This is a genomic window from Methylophilus sp. DMC14, assembly GCF_056314085.1.
In genome coordinates this window covers 416,975-433,608 of record NZ_JBQUZA010000001.1, presented here as the reverse complement: position 1 = coordinate 433,608, position 16,634 = coordinate 416,975, and the positions used below count along the sequence as shown (strand labels likewise).

General features: G+C 53.9%; 14 protein-coding genes. 8 read left to right on the top strand and 6 right to left on the bottom strand.

The window, feature by feature from the left end; genetic code table 11:
• The first annotated feature begins 149 nt into the window (after positions 1-149).
• From ACT53C_RS02255 to ACT53C_RS02245, 3 genes are read left to right on the top strand one after another with little or no spacing between them, the layout of a single operon-like run.
• Positions 150-605 (top strand): (2Fe-2S)-binding protein, encoded by a 456-nt coding sequence (locus tag ACT53C_RS02255; protein ID WP_194748873.1) that lies wholly within the window; start codon positions 150-152, stop codon positions 603-605.
• Positions 606-616: 11 nt separating this feature from the next.
• Positions 617-2,779: a xanthine dehydrogenase family protein molybdopterin-binding subunit gene (locus tag ACT53C_RS02250; RefSeq protein WP_476144624.1), complete on the top strand. Its 2,163-nt coding sequence runs from the start codon at positions 617-619 to the stop codon at positions 2,777-2,779.
• A 5-nt stretch (positions 2,780-2,784) separates the two neighbouring features.
• Positions 2,785-3,768: an XdhC family protein gene (locus tag ACT53C_RS02245; protein WP_476144623.1), complete on the top strand. Its 984-nt coding sequence runs from the start codon at positions 2,785-2,787 to the stop codon at positions 3,766-3,768.
• On the opposite strand, the gene ACT53C_RS02240 is transcribed toward ACT53C_RS02245, so the two are convergent.
• Positions 3,769-4,404 carry a nucleotidyltransferase family protein gene (locus tag ACT53C_RS02240; protein ID WP_476144621.1) on the bottom strand — a complete coding sequence of 212 codons (636 nt, stop codon included), beginning with the start codon at positions 4,402-4,404 and terminating at the stop codon, positions 3,769-3,771. It abuts the gene before it with no gap.
• Positions 4,405-4,494: 90 nt separating this feature from the next.
• Between ACT53C_RS02240 and ACT53C_RS02235 the strand changes: the two genes are divergently transcribed.
• Positions 4,495-5,415: a CE1 family esterase gene (locus ACT53C_RS02235; protein ID WP_476144620.1), complete on the top strand. Its 921-nt coding sequence runs from the start codon at positions 4,495-4,497 to the stop codon at positions 5,413-5,415.
• 38 nt (positions 5,416-5,453) lie between these two features.
• On the opposite strand, the gene ACT53C_RS02230 is transcribed toward ACT53C_RS02235, so the two are convergent.
• Positions 5,454-6,248, bottom strand: coding sequence for a MipA/OmpV family protein (locus tag ACT53C_RS02230; protein WP_476144618.1), 795 nt, complete (start codon positions 6,246-6,248; stop codon positions 5,454-5,456).
• A gap of 147 nt (positions 6,249-6,395) precedes the next feature.
• Here ACT53C_RS02230 and ACT53C_RS02225 point away from each other — a divergent pair, with 147 nt between their 5' ends.
• Positions 6,396-6,830: a DUF3429 domain-containing protein gene (locus ACT53C_RS02225; RefSeq protein WP_476144617.1), complete on the top strand. Its 435-nt coding sequence runs from the start codon at positions 6,396-6,398 to the stop codon at positions 6,828-6,830.
• Positions 6,831-6,859: 29 nt separating this feature from the next.
• Here the strand turns inward: ACT53C_RS02225 and ACT53C_RS02220 are convergent, their stop codons facing one another.
• The gene (locus ACT53C_RS02220) at positions 6,860-7,876 is read right to left on the bottom strand and encodes a trypsin-like peptidase domain-containing protein (RefSeq protein WP_476144616.1); all 1,017 of its coding nucleotides are present in this window, start codon (positions 7,874-7,876) and stop codon (positions 6,860-6,862) included.
• A 200-nt stretch (positions 7,877-8,076) separates the two neighbouring features.
• On the opposite strand from ACT53C_RS02220, the gene ACT53C_RS02215 reads away from it, so the two are divergent.
• The gene (locus tag ACT53C_RS02215; RefSeq protein ID WP_476144615.1) at positions 8,077-8,436 is read left to right on the top strand and encodes a hypothetical protein; all 360 of its coding nucleotides are present in this window, start codon (positions 8,077-8,079) and stop codon (positions 8,434-8,436) included.
• A 199-nt stretch (positions 8,437-8,635) separates the two neighbouring features.
• Positions 8,636-9,862, top strand: a complete 1,227-nt coding sequence (sbmA, locus tag ACT53C_RS02210) for a peptide antibiotic transporter SbmA (RefSeq protein WP_313985177.1) — start codon at positions 8,636-8,638, stop codon at positions 9,860-9,862.
• Between the two features lie 32 nt (positions 9,863-9,894).
• Here sbmA and ACT53C_RS02205 read toward each other — a convergent pair whose 3' ends face one another.
• Together ACT53C_RS02205 and ACT53C_RS02200 are read right to left on the bottom strand one after the other, a co-directional pair.
• Positions 9,895-12,054, bottom strand: a complete 2,160-nt coding sequence (locus ACT53C_RS02205) for a sensor domain-containing protein (protein ID WP_476144614.1) — start codon at positions 12,052-12,054, stop codon at positions 9,895-9,897.
• A complete protein-coding gene (locus ACT53C_RS02200; RefSeq protein WP_476144612.1) occupies positions 12,054-14,636 on the bottom strand; it encodes a chemotaxis protein CheW in 2,583 nt (860 codons plus the stop codon). Before ACT53C_RS02200 ends, ACT53C_RS02205 begins: the two co-directional genes overlap by 1 nt.
• A gap of 292 nt (positions 14,637-14,928) precedes the next feature.
• On the opposite strand from ACT53C_RS02200, the gene ACT53C_RS02195 reads away from it, so the two are divergent.
• Positions 14,929-15,387: a DUF2721 domain-containing protein gene (locus tag ACT53C_RS02195; RefSeq protein ID WP_338655570.1), complete on the top strand. Its 459-nt coding sequence runs from the start codon at positions 14,929-14,931 to the stop codon at positions 15,385-15,387.
• Here ACT53C_RS02195 and ACT53C_RS02190 read toward each other — a convergent pair.
• The gene (locus ACT53C_RS02190) at positions 15,384-16,493 is read right to left on the bottom strand and encodes an HPP family protein (RefSeq protein ID WP_476144611.1); all 1,110 of its coding nucleotides are present in this window, start codon (positions 16,491-16,493) and stop codon (positions 15,384-15,386) included. The genes ACT53C_RS02195 and ACT53C_RS02190 overlap by 4 nt on opposite strands.
• Positions 16,494-16,634: the final 141 nt, after the last annotated feature.

Sequence of the window (16,634 nt, the reverse complement as noted above, 5' to 3'; positions counted from 1 at the left end):
ACACTGTAGACTTAACACGATTAAATTTAAATTTATGCAGCTCCGGGACGCCCATACATACAATCATGTATGTTAGTATATTTTCACGATAGCCAACCTTAGATTGGTTTTGCGACTGCAGCATCAGATTTTAAAAAGGAACAAACACGATGAAACTCAATATCAATGGCAAAGAGACCGAGCTCAACGTGAGCGATGACATGCCTCTTTTATGGGCAATCCGCGATGTGGCTGGCATGACCGGCACCAAGTTTGGCTGTGGCATGGCGCAATGTGGAGCCTGTACTGTGCACCTGGATGGTCAGGCCATTCGCTCTTGTGTGACCCCGGTCAGTGCGGCCGCGGGTAAAAAAATCACCACCATAGAAGCCATGCATGACGACAAGGTGGGCCAGGCCGTACAAGCCGCCTGGCAACAGATTGATGTGGTGCAGTGTGGCTACTGCCAATCCGGCCAGATCATGTCTGCGACCTCACTGCTCAAGCAAAACCCCAAACCCAGCGACGCCGATATTGATGCGGCCATGAGTGGCAATATTTGCCGTTGCGGGACTTATCAACGTATCCGGGCAGCAATCCACGAAGCCGCTGCCAAACTGGCTTAAGGAGAGACCCCATGAATGATCTCATTAACCTCTCACGCCGCAGTTTTATCAAAAGCACGGCCCTGGTCGCTGGCGGCCTTGTGGTGGCATTCAGTATTCCGCAAGCCAAACGCTTTATGGGTGTAGCCAATGCGGCAGAGGCGCTGCCGCTGCCTGCGCCCAATGCCTTTTTGCGCATCGGCGCCGATGACAGTATTACCGTGATGTTGGCGCATAGCGAAATGGGGCAGGGTGTTTGGACCACCTTGCCCATGCTGATTGCAGATGAGCTGGATGCCGACTGGAGCAAGATCAAGGTCGAGCATGCGCCTGCGGCGCCTGCTTATGTGCATACCGCCTATGGTATCCAGATTACCGGCGGCTCTTCCACCACCTGGTCAGAATTTGACCGCTATCGCCAGGCGGGCGCATTGACACGTGTTCTGTTGCTGGAGGCGGCGGCCAAGCAATGGAAGGTGCCAGTAGCTGGCTTGCGCACCGAAAATGGTTTTGTCATCAACGGCACGCAAAAGCTCAGTTATGGCAAACTGGTGGAGACCGCCAGCCAATTGCCGACACCGACCAGCGTCACGCTTAAAAAACCGGAGCAGTGGAAATTGATCGGCAAGGCCACCAAGCGTCTGGACAGCGCAGAAAAAATCAATGGCACGGCCAAGTTTGGTCAGGATGTGCAGTTTGCAGGACTCAAAGTCGCCATGGTGGCACGTGCGCCGGTGTTTGGCACCACACTCAAAAGCCTGGATGATGCCGCTGCACACAAAGTGCCGGGCGTGATCAAGGTGGTCAAAGTGCCCACGGGCGTTGCCGTGATTGCCGAGCATTACTGGGCCGCCAAGCAGGGGCGCGAGGCCCTCAAGCTGGAGTGGGCGCTGGCCGGGCATGACAAACCGGATACCCCCGCCTTGCTCAAGCAATATCAGGCGCTGGCGCAAAAGCCAGGCTTGCAGGCTGCGAAAGCGGGCGATGTCGCCACGGCCAGCAAGCAGGCCAAGCAAACCATACATGCGGAATATGTGTTGCCTTATCTGGCGCATGCACCGATGGAATCTTTGAACTGTGCCGTCAAAATCTCTGATCAGGGCTGTGAAATCTGGACCGGGACGCAAATGCAAACCACGGACCAGGCGTCAGCTGCCAAGATTCTGGGCCTGAAACCAGAACAAGTGAAAATTCACACGCTGTTTTTAGGGGGCGGTTTTGGCCGTCGCGCCAATCCCCGTGCAGACTTTGTGTCTGAAGCGGTTGAAGTGGCCAAAGCGGCAGGCATGCCGGTGAAAACGGTTTGGAGCCGCGAAGACGATATCAAGGGGGGGTTCTACCGGCCGATGTTTGTTCACAAAGCCAGTATCGCGCTCGACAAACAGGGCAAACCGCTGGCCTGGCAGCAGACGCTGGTCGGACAGTCCATCATCAAAGGCACGCCCTTTGAAGGCGTCATGATCAAGGACGGCATTGATGCCACCTCGGTGGAAGGCGTGGCTGATTCGCCCTATGTGAAAGGCACTCCGCATCATGAGGTGCAGTTGCACTCGGTGCAAAGTGATGTGCCGGTGTTGTGGTGGCGATCGGTCGGGCATAGCCATTCCGCCTTTTTCATGGAAAGCCTGATTGATGAACTGGCGCATGCCAGCAAACAGGATCCGCTGGCGTATCGCCGCCAGTTGCTGAAAGACCATCCCCGTCATCTGGCGGCACTCAATCTGGCGGCCGATAAAGCGGGCTGGGGCAAACCGTTGCCTGCGGGCGTGTTCCGTGGCATTGCCGTCCACGAATCGTTTGGCAGTTATGTGGCGCAGGTGGCCGAAGTCTCCGTCAAAGACGGCGAGGTCAAAGTGCACCGCGTGGTGATGGCGATTGATTGCGGGCTGGCCGTGAACCCGGATGGTGTCAAAGCGCAGATGGAGTCTTGTGTCGCCTTTGCGCTGGGTGCCGCGCTCAGTAGCGAGGTGAGCTTCAAAGACGGCCAGGTGGAACAATCCAACTTCCACAACTACCAGGTGTTACGCATGAAAGATATGCCCAAAGTGGATGTGCATATTGTGCCCAGCACCGAAAAAATGGGTGGGGTGGGGGAGCCGGGCGTGCCGCCGCTGGCACCTGCCGTGACCAACGCCATTTTTGCTGCGACTGGTAAGCGTATCCGCCGGTTGCCGATTGGTGATCAGCTGGCTTAAGCCCTATGCAGTCCTCTGATTGGGAAGTGTTACAACGTGCCCGTGACTGGCTGGACCACGGCTATGGCGCACATCTGTTTACCGTGATCCAGACCTGGGGCTCTGCCCCCCGGTTGCCGGGCGCCATTCTGGTGGTGCGCGAAGATGGCCATCTGGTCGGCTCTGTCTCTGGCGGCTGTATCGAAGATGACCTGGCAGACAAAGCCCGCCATCAACAACTGCCCGCGCGGCCAGCGATCATGGAGTATGGCGTCAATCAGGCGGAAGCACAGCGCTTTGGCATCCCTTGCGGCGGCCAGCTCAAGATTTTTGCCGAGCCGCTCACGCAAACGGCGCAATTAGCGCCTATGCTGGAGAGCTTGTCACAACGGCGTTTGCTTAAGCGCTCCGTCCATTTACACAGTGGTGAGGTGCGGCATCAATACGTGCTGCCTGAAGGTCAGCCTTATCTGGAGCATGACTGGTTTCACAGTTATTTTGGCCCGCAATGGCGCTTGCTGATTATTGGCGCCAACCAACTGGGCTCCGTGTTGGCGGCCATGGCACAAGCGCTGGATTTTCACGTCATGATCTGCGATCCGCGTGAGGAAATGCGTGCTGAATGGCATGTGGAAGGCGCAGACTGGTTGCCCGGCATGCCGGATGATGTGGTGCTGGAGATGGCGCCTGATCCACACACAGCGATTGTGGCCGTCACCCATGATCCCAAACTGGACGACATGGCGCTGCTCGAAGCGCTCAAGTCAGACGCGTTTTACATTGGCGCCTTGGGCTCCGTCAAAAATCAGGAAAAACGCAAACAGCGCTTGCGCAGTTTTGACCTCACCGAGCAAGAGGTGAACCGCCTGCACGGCCCGGTCGGTCTGCGTATCGGCAGCCGCACGCCCGCCGAAATTGCCGTGTCTATCCTGGCTGAGTTGATTCAGGAACGCGCACAGTTGCAGCAAACGGGTCTGGTCTCACGGGCGCACAGGCTGGCGATGGCCTGATCATTTCAAGTCGGCGGGGGTATCAATATCCCTGAAGATGCCCGGGTCCTCGCACGCAATGTGTATGCTCTGTGCCTGATGGGCGCGCACCACCTCCCGCGCGCCCTGGCCACCTTCCACCCTAAGTAATTCAGGAATCAGCGCACGGCTGAACCCGACCGGATGGCCGGGCTTGCCCGCCATGACCGGTTGTACCAATGGATGCTGAGCCAAGGCATTTGCGACGTGCTGTATGGTCTGCGGCTGGATAAAGGGCATGTCTGCCAAGGCAATCACCACGCCGGCGCACTGCGGAAAGGCCGTTAACACGGTGTTCAACCCCAGCTTGAGACTATCGGCCATGACCTGCTCCTGCTCGCCACATTCGACCACTATCAATCCCAAGGCCTTGAATGCGGCACTCAACTCAGGCACATTGGCGCGTATCACGGCGACACTGTGAGGCAAGGCGGTGATCAGGCTGCGGGCGGCCACTACTGCCATGCACTCACCATTAGGCAAGGGCTGTAAGAGTTTGTTTTGCACACCAAACCGGCGGGAGAAGCCAGCGGCTAACAGCAGGCCTACAGGGGGGGCGTCAGAGGGAAAGGGCGTATGCATCTGGGCCTGATCGTCTAAAAAATGCTTTTCTAACATAAGGCGGTGCGTTCAGCTACAGCGCTACGTCAACACCATCGTATACTTGAGCGTTCATGACAATATTCTGTTCTGTTTAAAGGGGTCCTCATGTCCTGGTTTCGGCGTTTGATGATGTATTTACTGTGCAGTGTAACCTGTTTACCCGCCCTGTGCCTGGCAACTCTCGCCCCTGGCGATCATGCCTTTGAGGTCAATGTCGGTGGTGAGCCGCGCGAGTATCTCGTGCATGTGCCCAAGCAGGCCGGCGCAGGCCAGGCCTTGCCCATGGTGCTGGTGCTGCATGGCGGGATGGGCAATATGCAGGTACAGGCCACCGAACGGTTTTATCACCAGATTTCTGCGGCCGAAAAACATGGCTATATTGCCGTGTTTCCTAATGGTTACAGCCGGTTGCCGGGCGGCAAGTTCGCCACCTGGAATGCCGGTAACTGTTGTGGTCCCGCGCTCAAAAAACAAAGTGATGATGTGGGCACGATCCGGGCCATGATTCAAGCCATGCAGCAAAAGACAGCCATTGATGCCAACCGCATTTTTGTCGATGGCATGTCCAATGGTGGCATGATGTCTTATCGGCTGGCCTGCGAGTTGTCAGACACCATCAGCGCGATTGCGGCTGTCGCCGGGACAGACAATACCAGGCAATGTCGGCCCAGCAAACCGGTGGCGATTTTGCATATTCACGCCAAAGACGATGACCATGTCCCATTCAATGGTGGTCCGGGCGAGAAATCCATGACAGATGTCAGTTTTAATTCGGTGCCTGCCACTATCCAGAAATGGGTACAGCTCAACCAGGCCAATCCACAGGCGGAGCGTATCCTTGAAGTCAGCGGTGCCTATTGTGAGGTGCATCGTGGCGGGTTGTCGCCCGTGCAGCTTTGTGTCACCGACAGCGGCGGACATTCCTGGCCGGGGGGCAGCAAACCCCGTGGTGGGGAGGCTGGATCAACGGCGATTGACGCCAACGACGTGATCTGGGCCTTTTTCAATGCCAATGGCCGCCATTAAGCCTCCGTCGGCATGTCCACCGCGATGGGCGGTTTATGTTAAAACGGGATGCTATAGCCGACGTAAGCCATGGGTTGTATGCGTGTTTCTGTGATCGGGCTGTCGTATTGTTCATCACTGAGTCGGGTGATGAACGCACCAAAGAGCAGTGAGTGATTACTCATCACAGGCATCATGCCATTGATGCCTGCCTGCCATTCAACGCCGGATCCCGCGCGGTAAAACGGTCGACTGGCGTTGGCTTCATTGTTGCGCACCCCAAAGTAATAGTTGTTGAATTTCTGGCTGTTCCAGGTCGCCCCCACCAGGCCGTTCAGGCGCAAGTTTGGCGACCTTAACAGGCTCTTGATGTATTGCACCTGAAACTGCTGGCCGTTACTGTTGCCACTGGCATCCGTGGTCCATTGCGCATTCAATGTGCCATAGTCGGTTTGCCAGCGGAGCAGCGGCCCAACAAAAATCGAAAAGTCGCGGTCATCCATGCCGCGCGTACGGTCGCCCTTGCTGGCATCCCAGCCAAACTTGGCCTCGGCAGACAGACCAAAGCGTAAGCGTTTATCCTCGCTATCCACTAACCAGGCGCCCGCTTGCAGGGCATTGATAAAAAAACGGTCGCCATAATTCGCGTTAATAATCGGCAACACCAGCGCGCGGTATTCATCCGAGCCAGAGGTCTTTGGCAGGACGCCCACGCCAATCCCATACAGGTTTTGTGCTCTGGGCACGGCAGTTTCTGTTTGCCGGTCTATGCGGGATTCGGCAGACGTAAGCGGACTGAAGAAGGTGATGGCCATACAAGTGCCAGCCACGGGCAGTGCGTGATGAAAGTTCATGGTGTGTATCCGTTATTATTTTATGCTGATGGCATGAGCGCTTAACGGCTGATTTAGTTCCCGCATGCCATGCAGGCTTTTTCGTCTGCAGCCCCAAAACCAAAGTGATTGCCCATGGTCACACCGCTGCAAACAGGAGAAAAACACATGCGACCCATACATATTCAGCTGGCTAAAACATTGACCTTTATGGGCGCGCTGCCTTTTGCGGGCGCCGTGGTGGCGCAGTTGCAGGGGATGGCGCATTATCATACCGGCTATCTGGCGCTGACCTATGGTGCCGTCATTATCTCGTTTTTATGCGGGATACACTGGGGCCTGTTTTTGAGCCATGCCCAAGAGACCCGCCTGAATTTATTGGTCACCAGTAATTTGCTGGCCTTGTTGGCGTGGGCTACCCTGTTTTTTGTGGTGCCGGTCACCCAATATCTGGTGCAGATCGCCGCCTTTATCGTTTTATGGCTGATAGACCGCAAGCTGGTGGCTGAGGGGCTGATTGAACGCTGGTTTTACCAGTTGCGCACACAAATCACGCTGCTGGTGACAGTGTGTTTGTGCGCGATGCTGGTGTTGCAGTTTTAAAAGCCAGGCCAGCGTCAGATTAGACCAGCTCAGGGACTGGCTTGCTTCAAGGCCTGGATTTGTTGCGTGACTTTTTCGCCTTGTTCCGGGTCTATCGCCTGAATCGCTGGCTGGATAGACTCTAATATCGCCAGATCTTTTTGCACAAAAGCGACTCTGGACAGCGCAAGCATGGCATCAACATCGCGCTGGTTAAGGTCATAGGCTTTTTTCAGGTCCTGCTCTGCCTGCACATAATGCTGCAAGCCTTCTTCCGCCAGCCCCAAAAAATACCAGGCATCGGCAGAAGCCGGTTCTTTGCCCGTCCATTGTCCGGCAATGGTTTTCAAATCACGCCAGTCTGCATTTTGGTAGGGAATCACCACCTGCATGAAATAAGGCCGTTGTTCCAGCGGCAACGCCCAGAAAGGCACATCATTGGTTTTGAGTGACGTGGTTTCAGGCGCCGCCATCAGCTCCTTGATCCACTCGACCGGCAGGCTGTAATAAAACGCTGGTTGGCCCGGGCTTTTGAACGTGGTCAGGCCGATCAGGTTGTAGTGCTGGTCAAACAAGGCGCCGCCGCTAGAGCCCATATAAAAAGAGGCATTCGAGCGCACAATCAGGCTGCCATCAAACGGATAAATGCCCTTGATCGCGCCATAAGACAGCTGGGGCACTGGCGCACCGGCCGGAAAACTCATGCTAAAGACTTCTTCTTCATATTGCAGGCTTTGACTGTCACGCATGGGGATGGGTTTGAATGGCAGCGGGTCAAACTTGAGCAGGCAGACATCGCGTTTCCAGTTGGCTTTCAGGCCTATCGGCTGATAACCATCTCTAAATTTGGCGATATTCACACCTTTGCTATTGGCAATCACATGACAGTTGGTCGCCACGTATTCGGGGCTGACCACTACACCAGAGCCCCTGCCGTTTGAGCCATCCGGCAAGTCGGTGGTGACCATGACAATCGAGTGTCCGAGTTCCAGCGTATCAACAATACTGGGCTGAGCATTTAAAACATTGGTCAGCAAAAGCAAGCTGGTGAGCAAGATTGACTTCATAACCCCTCTATTCTTTATTCAGGTTTGTCGGATGTTTAAGTCACAAATTCTTAAGCGGTAAGACCTGTCAGGATCAAAAACGTTTTCGGGGCGGTGCGAGTAAGCTTTTTCTGACAGGCAAATCAGTGGCAGCCTACGGCTAAGTGCGGCACTTACCATTAATATGGTGCCTGACTCAACTTTCAAATATTGAGCATAAAATGCATTCCCACAAATCGTACATGCTTCCCAAACTGATTTTCCTCAACATGTTGGCCTTGATGATGATTACCTTTGAACATGAAGCGCCTGCCGATAACCGTTATTTTCTTAAAGCTGTGAATGCAGGTGAAGGGGCTAAGCCCGAGCCTGAGCAGCATGTGCAATTGGCTGAGGCTAGTGACGCCATGGTTGATGCCGCACAAGCCACACCCGGTAAGGTGGAGCCTGCAAGAAAAGCGCCGGTAAAACGCCGGCTGGTCAGCCACAAATCTTCACCCAAGGCTAAAGTTCTGCTTCAACGCGCCAGCTATCAAAGCAACTCCCCTTTAGGTTGCTGCTTTAGAGGCAATTACAGTTAACACGACCGTTTTAAAGTCGGCTATGTAAAAGATTTTGAACATTTTCCCCGCACAATACTCAAGCTCCCACATGGGGGCTTTTTTGTTGCCGGACGTTATTTGATCTGCAAAACTTGATGAATCTGATTGCATGACCTTGTTGCAGGCCAGGGCAAGAGCCAATACACTGAACACTTGTTAATAAGAATATCAATCGCCTATGTTCAAATCCTTTTTTCCCGACTCCCGCTGGTTCTGGCCGTCTGTCATTCTGTGGGCAATGGTCTGTTGCGGCGTATGGTTCGAGTATTCCTCTGCCATTGGTACGGCATTGGGTTTATCCATGGTAGAGAAGGAGCCGGTGATCGGACTCGGACATTTTGTCACTGATCCGTTCAAGCTGTTTTATCTGTATTACCTGGTGAGCGTCGCGATTTTTGCGCTGATGTGGTTCAAGCTTAAACCTAGCCGCTGGCAGTGGTGGTCGATTGTCGGTAGCGCCTTTATTTTGTTCTCGACCTATTATTCTGTGCAGGTATCGGTAGCGCTCAATAACTGGCGCCGGCCTTTCTTTGATGCGGTACAAGCGGCGCTTTCGCCCAACTCCAAGGTCACGACCGCGCAGTTGTATATCCTCATGTTGCAGTTTGCCGAAATCGCGTTCGTGGCGATTTTTATTTATGTCCTGACTCGCTTTTTTGTCAGCCACTATATTTTCCGCTGGCGTACGGCGATGAACGATTTTTATACCCACCAGTGGCCGCAGGTGCGCAACATTGAAGGGGCATCGCAGCGTGTACAGGAAGACACCATGCGCTTTGCGACCATCATGGAAGGCCTGGGCGTGTCTATGGTGGAGGCGGTGATGACCTTGTTTGCGTTTTTGCCGGTGTTGTGGAGCTTGTCTGCGTATGTGAGTGAGCTGCCCGTGTTTGGGGCGGTGCCTGCGCCGTTGTTCACGGCGGCAATTGCCTGGTCTGTGTTCGGTACCTTTTTGTTGGCTGCGGTCGGGATTAAGTTGCCAGGCCTGGAATTCAGAAACCAGCGGGTAGAAGCGGCGTATCGTAAAGAGCTGGTGTATGGCGAAGATGATCCGGCCCGCGCGCAACCCGAGACGCTAAAAGCCTTGTTTCTGGATGTGCGTAAAAACTACTTCCGCTTGTATTTTCACTACATGTATTTCAATGTGGCGCGCAGCCTGTATTTGCAGGCGGATAATATCTTTGCCTACTTGATTCTGGTGCCTACCATTGCGGCGGGTAAAATCACATTTGGTATTTTGCAGCAGATTCTGACGGCGTTCTCACAAGTGAGTAACTCGTTTCAATATCTGGTCAACTCCTGGACCACCATTGTCGAGCTGCTGTCGGTTTACAAACGGTTGACCGCATTTGAAGCCGCCATTAAACACGAAGCGCTGCCTGAAATCGAACGCAGCAACGCGTAGTTGGTTGCGAACTAGACCTTGCAGGTGGCCGCCTAGCGGCTCACCTGCAAATGGTCAAACTTGGGCCGTTGCTCGCGCATGAACTCTGCCAGCGCTTCATCCGACAAGGGCTTGCTGTAGTAATAGCCCTGGCCGACATCGCAGCCGCTGTGCAATAAAAAGCGGTGCTGATACTCGGTTTCTATGCCTTCTGCCGTGACCGATTTATGCAAGCTTTTACCCAGATTGATCAGCGCCAGCAGAATATTGCCATTGGTCACGCTTTGTTCCAGGTCTTCCACAAATGCCTTGTCGATCTTGAGCTCGTCAATCGGATAGTTTTTCAGATAGGCCATGTTGGAGTAGCCAATGCCAAAGTCATCAATGGCAATACACACCCCCAGGCGTTTGAGCTGCTCCAGCGTCCGCGTAAACATCGCCTCATCTTTAAAACGCGCATTTTCGGTCACTTCCAGCGTAATCAAGTGAGGCGGGACGCGTTCCTGCCGTAAGACCCGTTGCACCGTCTCCACCAGGTTGCCGCGCAAAAACTGGATAGGCGAGACGTTGACCGCAATCGGCACCAGATAGCCCCATTCGGTTTGCATGGCTTTGATTTTCTTGCAGGCAGTCTGCAAGACCCACTCACCGATGGCAAAAATATGGCCGGTTTCTTCAGCCACCGGAATAAACTGGTCAGGCGGAATCAGCCCGCGCTCCGGATGTTGCCAGCGGATCAGGGCTTCCAGCGCGCTGATATTGCCGTGCTGCATGTTGATTTGCGGCTGGTAATACAGCATGAGTTCTTGCCGTTGCAGGGCATGTCCGAGGCCATATTCAATTTCGTTACGTTCGCCCAGTTGCTGCGCCAGTGTGCCGCTAAACATTTGCACCTTGTTTTTACCAGCGTTTTTGGCGCTATACAGTGCAGAGTCGGCGCACGTCAGCAAGGTATCAATGTCTTGGGCATGATCCGGATAGATGCTGACGCCAACGCTACAAGTCATGTTAAACACATAGTCGCCAATGGCAATCGGTTGCGAAATGGCTTCCATCACGCGTGACAGCAAGGGTTCGGCATCTTCTGCCGAGCGCATGCCGGGGTAGAGCATGACAAACTCATCGCCGCCAAACCGCACAATGGCATCCGTCGGGCGTGTACTCTGAATCAGCCGTTGCGCGACGTTTTCCAGCAGCTTGTCACCGGCACGGTGGCCCAGCGTGTCGTTAATGAGTTTGAAATGGTCGAGGTCAATAAAGGCAATCGCGATTTTGTAGTGAAACTTGTCGGCTTCTGCAATCAGGCTGGCCAGTTTGCCACTGAAGGCATGGCGGTTTAACAAGCCGGTCAGGTTGTCTGTCACCGCCAGTTGGCGGATTTGCAACTCATAGTTTTTACGGTCGGTGATGTCTTCGACCGTGCCCTCGTAGTAGAGAATACTGCCTTGTGCATCATAGACGGCATGCGCGTTTTCCGAGATCCAGATGGTTTCGCCATTCAGCCGGTAGACTTGCGACTCAAAATTCTGCACACGCCCCTGCAGGCGGATGGCTTCGGTAAAGTCGTGACGGCGGCTGTCTTCTACATACAGTTGCGTGCTGATATTGTTGAGGTCGCTGATCAGCTCCGCCGGCGAGGCATAGCCATAGAGCTTGGCCAGCGCCAGATTGGCATTCAGGTAGGTGCCAGATTCTGTGGTCTGGAACATGCCTAGCGTCGAGTTCTCGAACATGGAGCGGTATTTTTGCTCGGTGCTGTAGAGCGCCTGCTCAATGCGTTTGCGTTCAGTGATGTCCTGAATAATGCCTTCAAGGGCGACGGGTTTGCCCTCGGGATCAAAGACGCCACTGCCGCGTTCGGCCACCCAGCTGATTTCGCCATCGGCACGCACAATGCGGTATTCAAGTGCAAACCTTTGTTTGCGACTGACCGCTTCATGAATGATTTTGCGCGCCTGTGCACGGTCTTCAGTGTGCGTGATCCGTTCGTAGGACTTGACCTTGTTCAGGATCAAGTCTTGCGGAGCATAGCCGGTCAGCGACTCACAGCCTTTGCTGACATAAATCATGGTCCACTGATCATCATACAGACAGCGGTAAATCATGCCATCCAGATTATCCAGTAGCGTATCCAGCAGCCGTTGCTGCTGTGAGGTCATTAAGGCATCGACGATTTGTGTTTGCATCATGTCCCAGTTGATCTGGCCACGCATTACAGCATTGCCTGTTCAGTTTGCTTTTGCTGGCCGATAGTGACTTTTTCCCACAGGCTTTGGGCATTGATCATTGTCAGCATGCTTTGCTGGGCGAGATTGGCAATAGCAATGCCGGGGTTGTTGCTAATCCCCTTGAAAAAAGTATTCATGGGCTGGATCTGGTTGGGGGCAAGGTAAGGAATCTCGCCCAGTGCCGAGACAAACACCCCGAATTTGAGGGCGGCTGCCTTGTCTTCAATCACCACAATCTGCCGGTAATCGGTAAAGTACTGTGCGTGACCCAGCATGCGCGCCAGGTCAATAATGGGAATGACCTGATCGCCATAGGGGTGCATGCCCGCAATAAAGGGCGCCGACTCTGGCAGCGTGCGTAACTGCACTTCGTCAATCGCTTCACGTACAAAGCGGGCCTCTATGCCTAGCCAGCTATTGCCGACATAAAAGGTTGCATACTCCTGGCTGTCTTCAGCATTTTGCAGGAACAGGTTGGGGTTAAATTTGTTGTGGATGACCTGCGACTCTGCCGTGATGCGCTGGTTGATTTCGTTGACATTGCCAAGCGGGGTAAAGATCAAGGCAAAGACTTTATTCCGGTAGTTGTCTTCTGCCCCCTTGAATTCACGATAACCATACGCCGCGTGCACCCCTACCGCATAGTAGGTGTGATGGTAAATGGCAATATCAAACAGTCGCTGGCCTTCATTGAGATTGCTGATTTCCGGCATCAACGCAAAGTCATCGCCGGTGGCAAAGTCTGCATGCGTGCTGGAGATCACCTTGAGCTGTTCGTTGACAAACAGCGTAAAGCTGCCGCTGACAGGGGTATCGGTTTTGTCGCGTGGAATCACATCACGGAGCATGGCCTGGAATTGCGGCTTGCTGTCAAACACAATGCCTATGCCACCGACAATACTGTTGCCATCCAAATGCCGGATCGGCGCTGCGTAAATATAGGTTGCCTGATGGTTGTACAAGGGCGTCGGTTCAAACTGCGACACCACATAGTCCTGACTGGAAGTACAGCTGCGTGTGCGGCCTACCCATTCTTCGGTGAGCTGACTGTCGATCAACTCATTGTAACGTGGGTTGGACACTGCAATCACCGTGCCTTGCCGGTCAAAGACGATCAGGTTGTCATAAACAGTATACAAGCCATTGATGTAGCGCAGAATTGAGCTGATCTGGCTTTTATCCTGCGCAGAGAGCTGGGCGTTACCCAGGCATTCTCTGAAGATGTGTGTGAGTGCCCACCAACGGACGTCATTCGCTCGCTCGTACAGGTTGCGGTCCATGATCTCGACCGCCAGCTGCGCATAAAAACTGGAGTTTTCGAGCATCACCGAGACCACGGTCTGATACAGCTCAGAGACCATGCCCTCAATAATTTGCTGGGTTTTATGTCCGGTATTGCTGATCTCCGAGAGCAGGCTTTTGGAGAAGTTCTTTTGCTGGGTGTTGACGTAGTTGCTCTGCCAGATATTGCCGTTCCACACCGACTGGTTCAGCTTGCTCTGAATGTTGGCCGCCTGTTTTGGAATATTCAGCAGGCTTTCAGAAAAAATCAGCGGGCTGCGCATCACCTTGCGCAAGATTTCCGCATCAATATTGCTGATCATGCCCTGCATGCTCTGGTTGAATGCATACTCAAGCGGAATCATGGCTTGTCCCAGCCAGCCTGGCCCTGAGTAGCCTTGATAATTCTCGGCCTGCTTGGTTACACACAGGTATTCACGGCCCGCAAATCGCGCCACAAACCAGTCCTTGTCCGTGTCTGCACAGAGGGTGATGCCGATGGGGATTTGGTGCGGATCGCTAGACGCAATCACGTGACGATGCTCATCTAGCAGGATGCCTATGGTCCAGTCCGAGCCAGAAATCAGGTTTTGAAAAATGGTTTGCAGTTCGTTCACAAACTTGAAGCACAAGCAGAGGACGCCTAAAGGCCGCAGGCCATCACTGCTGCGCACTTCATGCGCATACATCAGGGATTGGTAAGGTTTGCCGTTGATTTCCGTTTCATAAAAATACTCGACATACGGCGCGCTGGATTGTGCTGCCAGCTTGAAAATTGCGTGTTGGTCTACCAGCGTCTGCTGGGAGGCATCCAGCTGATGCAGCAAGTTGCCCGCCATGTCAAAAAGGGCAATATTTTCGTAGACGGTATATTTCTTTTGATATTCCTGAAAACGGTGCGTGATACGCGATTGCTCATGCGCCGTGACTGCGCCTGCCGCATGTTTTTCAAGGTAGCCCCTGACATCATCGTCGGTGGCAAAAAAGCCGATATCCGCCGTGCGTTCAAACAGGTTGCGGATCAGCAGGTTAATGACCTCAAATGCCTTGGATGTCAGCTGTGCCGCCGTTTTGTGCAAGGTTTCTTCTGACAGGTGGCGTAACACGGCATTCGAGATTTTGTTGAATGCCGTGCGTGTTTCTTCCATTTCTGAGCCTGTGCCAGACAGTTGCGCCATCAGCGCAAGACTGTCCCAGGCATTTTGTAGCTGGTAGATGTGTGAACGGAAATCGTTGACCTTTTTAAAATGGCTGGCGAGCTCTTCAGTCAAAGGTTGTGGGTGCATATATTTCTAGTGTTCTTCCATGATTGCAATTAATTCCGCCTATTTATAGCAAGAATGGTTCCCATTTAGCGGGGTCGAATTGCAAAACAATGGCAAGAAAAATGCTTTTATTTAAATATTAAAACCTGAGGGACATGATTTCGCTGGTGATTGGTCAAATAAACGCCACCTGCTTTGCGCGCATGCCTTGTGTTGGTGCGCAGTTGGCTAAAATGGTGCACGCGTGTCTGGTGTTTTTCATGTCAAAATAGGCCTTCCTTTTTCCTGAGTTCGCCAGCGCATGATTAATACCATGATAGAAATCCACAGTGTGTCGGAAGCGATCCGTGATGCGGTGGCGCCCGTGTTTTTGCTCACTGGCATCGGCTCGATTCTCGGCGTGTTAATTGGCCGCCTGGGCCGCTCGATTGACCGTGCCAGGTTTTTAACCGATACGCCGGAGGAGAAGCGTGAGCGGTTCAAGGATGAGCTCAAGATTATTGTCAGGCGCACCAAATGGCTACGCCGGGCGATTGGCCTGGCCACGTTTGCCGCCTTGTGTATTTGTGTCTCCATCGCCAGCATGTTTATTTCGGTGGAAACCGGCTTGCGCTTGCCGCACCTGGTGATGGTGTCGTTTATTATCTCGATGGCGTCACTGATATTGGGACTGCTGTGTTTCTTGCGCGAGATTGTGCTTGCCTCACGCGAAGTGATCGTGCCGTATCAGCAATTGGAAAAACCGGCGCGTAAACAGGCGGGCAAGCCCTAGCGGTAAAGTGCGCGGATCACGTCGGTTTGTGTCAGCAGGCCGACCAGTTTGTTTGAGGCATCCACCACGGGCAACAGTTGCAAGTGATGGCTGGTCATGAGCGGAATGGTATGCATGAGATGCATCTGGGCCTGGATGGTGATGGCTGGCGTGGTCATGATTTGGCCGACAACTTCCGCTTTGTCGCTATGCGTGGTGGGCGACCAGCGGATCAGTCGCTGCAGGGCAGGCCCCACTTCGCGATAACTGCTCGCCTGGGCATGCCGCACAAAGTCTGACAGGCTCAATATCCCTATCACCAGTTTTGCCTTGTTTACTACAGGCACCGCAGGCTCGGTCTGCGCCAGCATGGTGTGCCAGGCGGCTTCCAGAGGGTCGCCATATTCAAAGGTGGTCTCCACTGGCCGCATGATCTGTTCGCAGGTAATCGCTTCCAGTTTACGGTGGTAGGCAATCAATTCGGTTTGCTCAAGCAGGTGTTGTAATTGCGAGGGGTGAATGTCCAGCACTTCGTGAGACTGCCCCAGTGCCTGCTGCAAATCTTCAGGCGTGAATCCAAACTGGTAGCGCATATGCGTGGGCGTCGCTGCGGCATGGTCATGATCCGCCACCGGGTATCGATAGCCGGTCAGACGATGGTAAATCCAGGCTGTGAGTACCAGTAACAGGCTGTTTGCCAGCACCGGCCACCAGATAAAGCCAAAGCCGAGTTGCCAGATTGATTCGCCGCCCAACACGGCAGTCAGGGCCACCGCGCCGCTAGGCGGATGCAGGCAACGAAAGGCAAACATCAACGCAATCGCCGACAGCATGGCAAGCGCTGCGGCGGCGACCGGAAAATCTGGCAACCATTGTGCAAACAATACCCCGCTTAAGGCGGCCAGAGTATTGCCTGCCAGCAAGGCCCACGGTTGTGCCAGCGGGCTGGATGGCAAACAAAACAAAATGACGGCGGAGGCCCCCATGGGCGCAATCAGGAAAACAGCAGTATGCCAGTCTGGAGCTGGCGCTTCTGCGATGACCAGGCCGGCCATCCCGCCAGTGAGCAAAATCCCCAGACCCGCGCCCAGCGCCGCCCTTGCGTAGTCGCGCAACGACCCGGTCATGCGCCGCGGCCAATAGGGCTTTAAAAAACGGGCGAGGTTTGCCATTCCAATTCAAAAAAGCAAAGACCGCAGTGTAACACGGACCCTTTTTAGGGGGTGATGTTGGTGTGACGATGAGCGGGAATTTCTCCCGATACAATT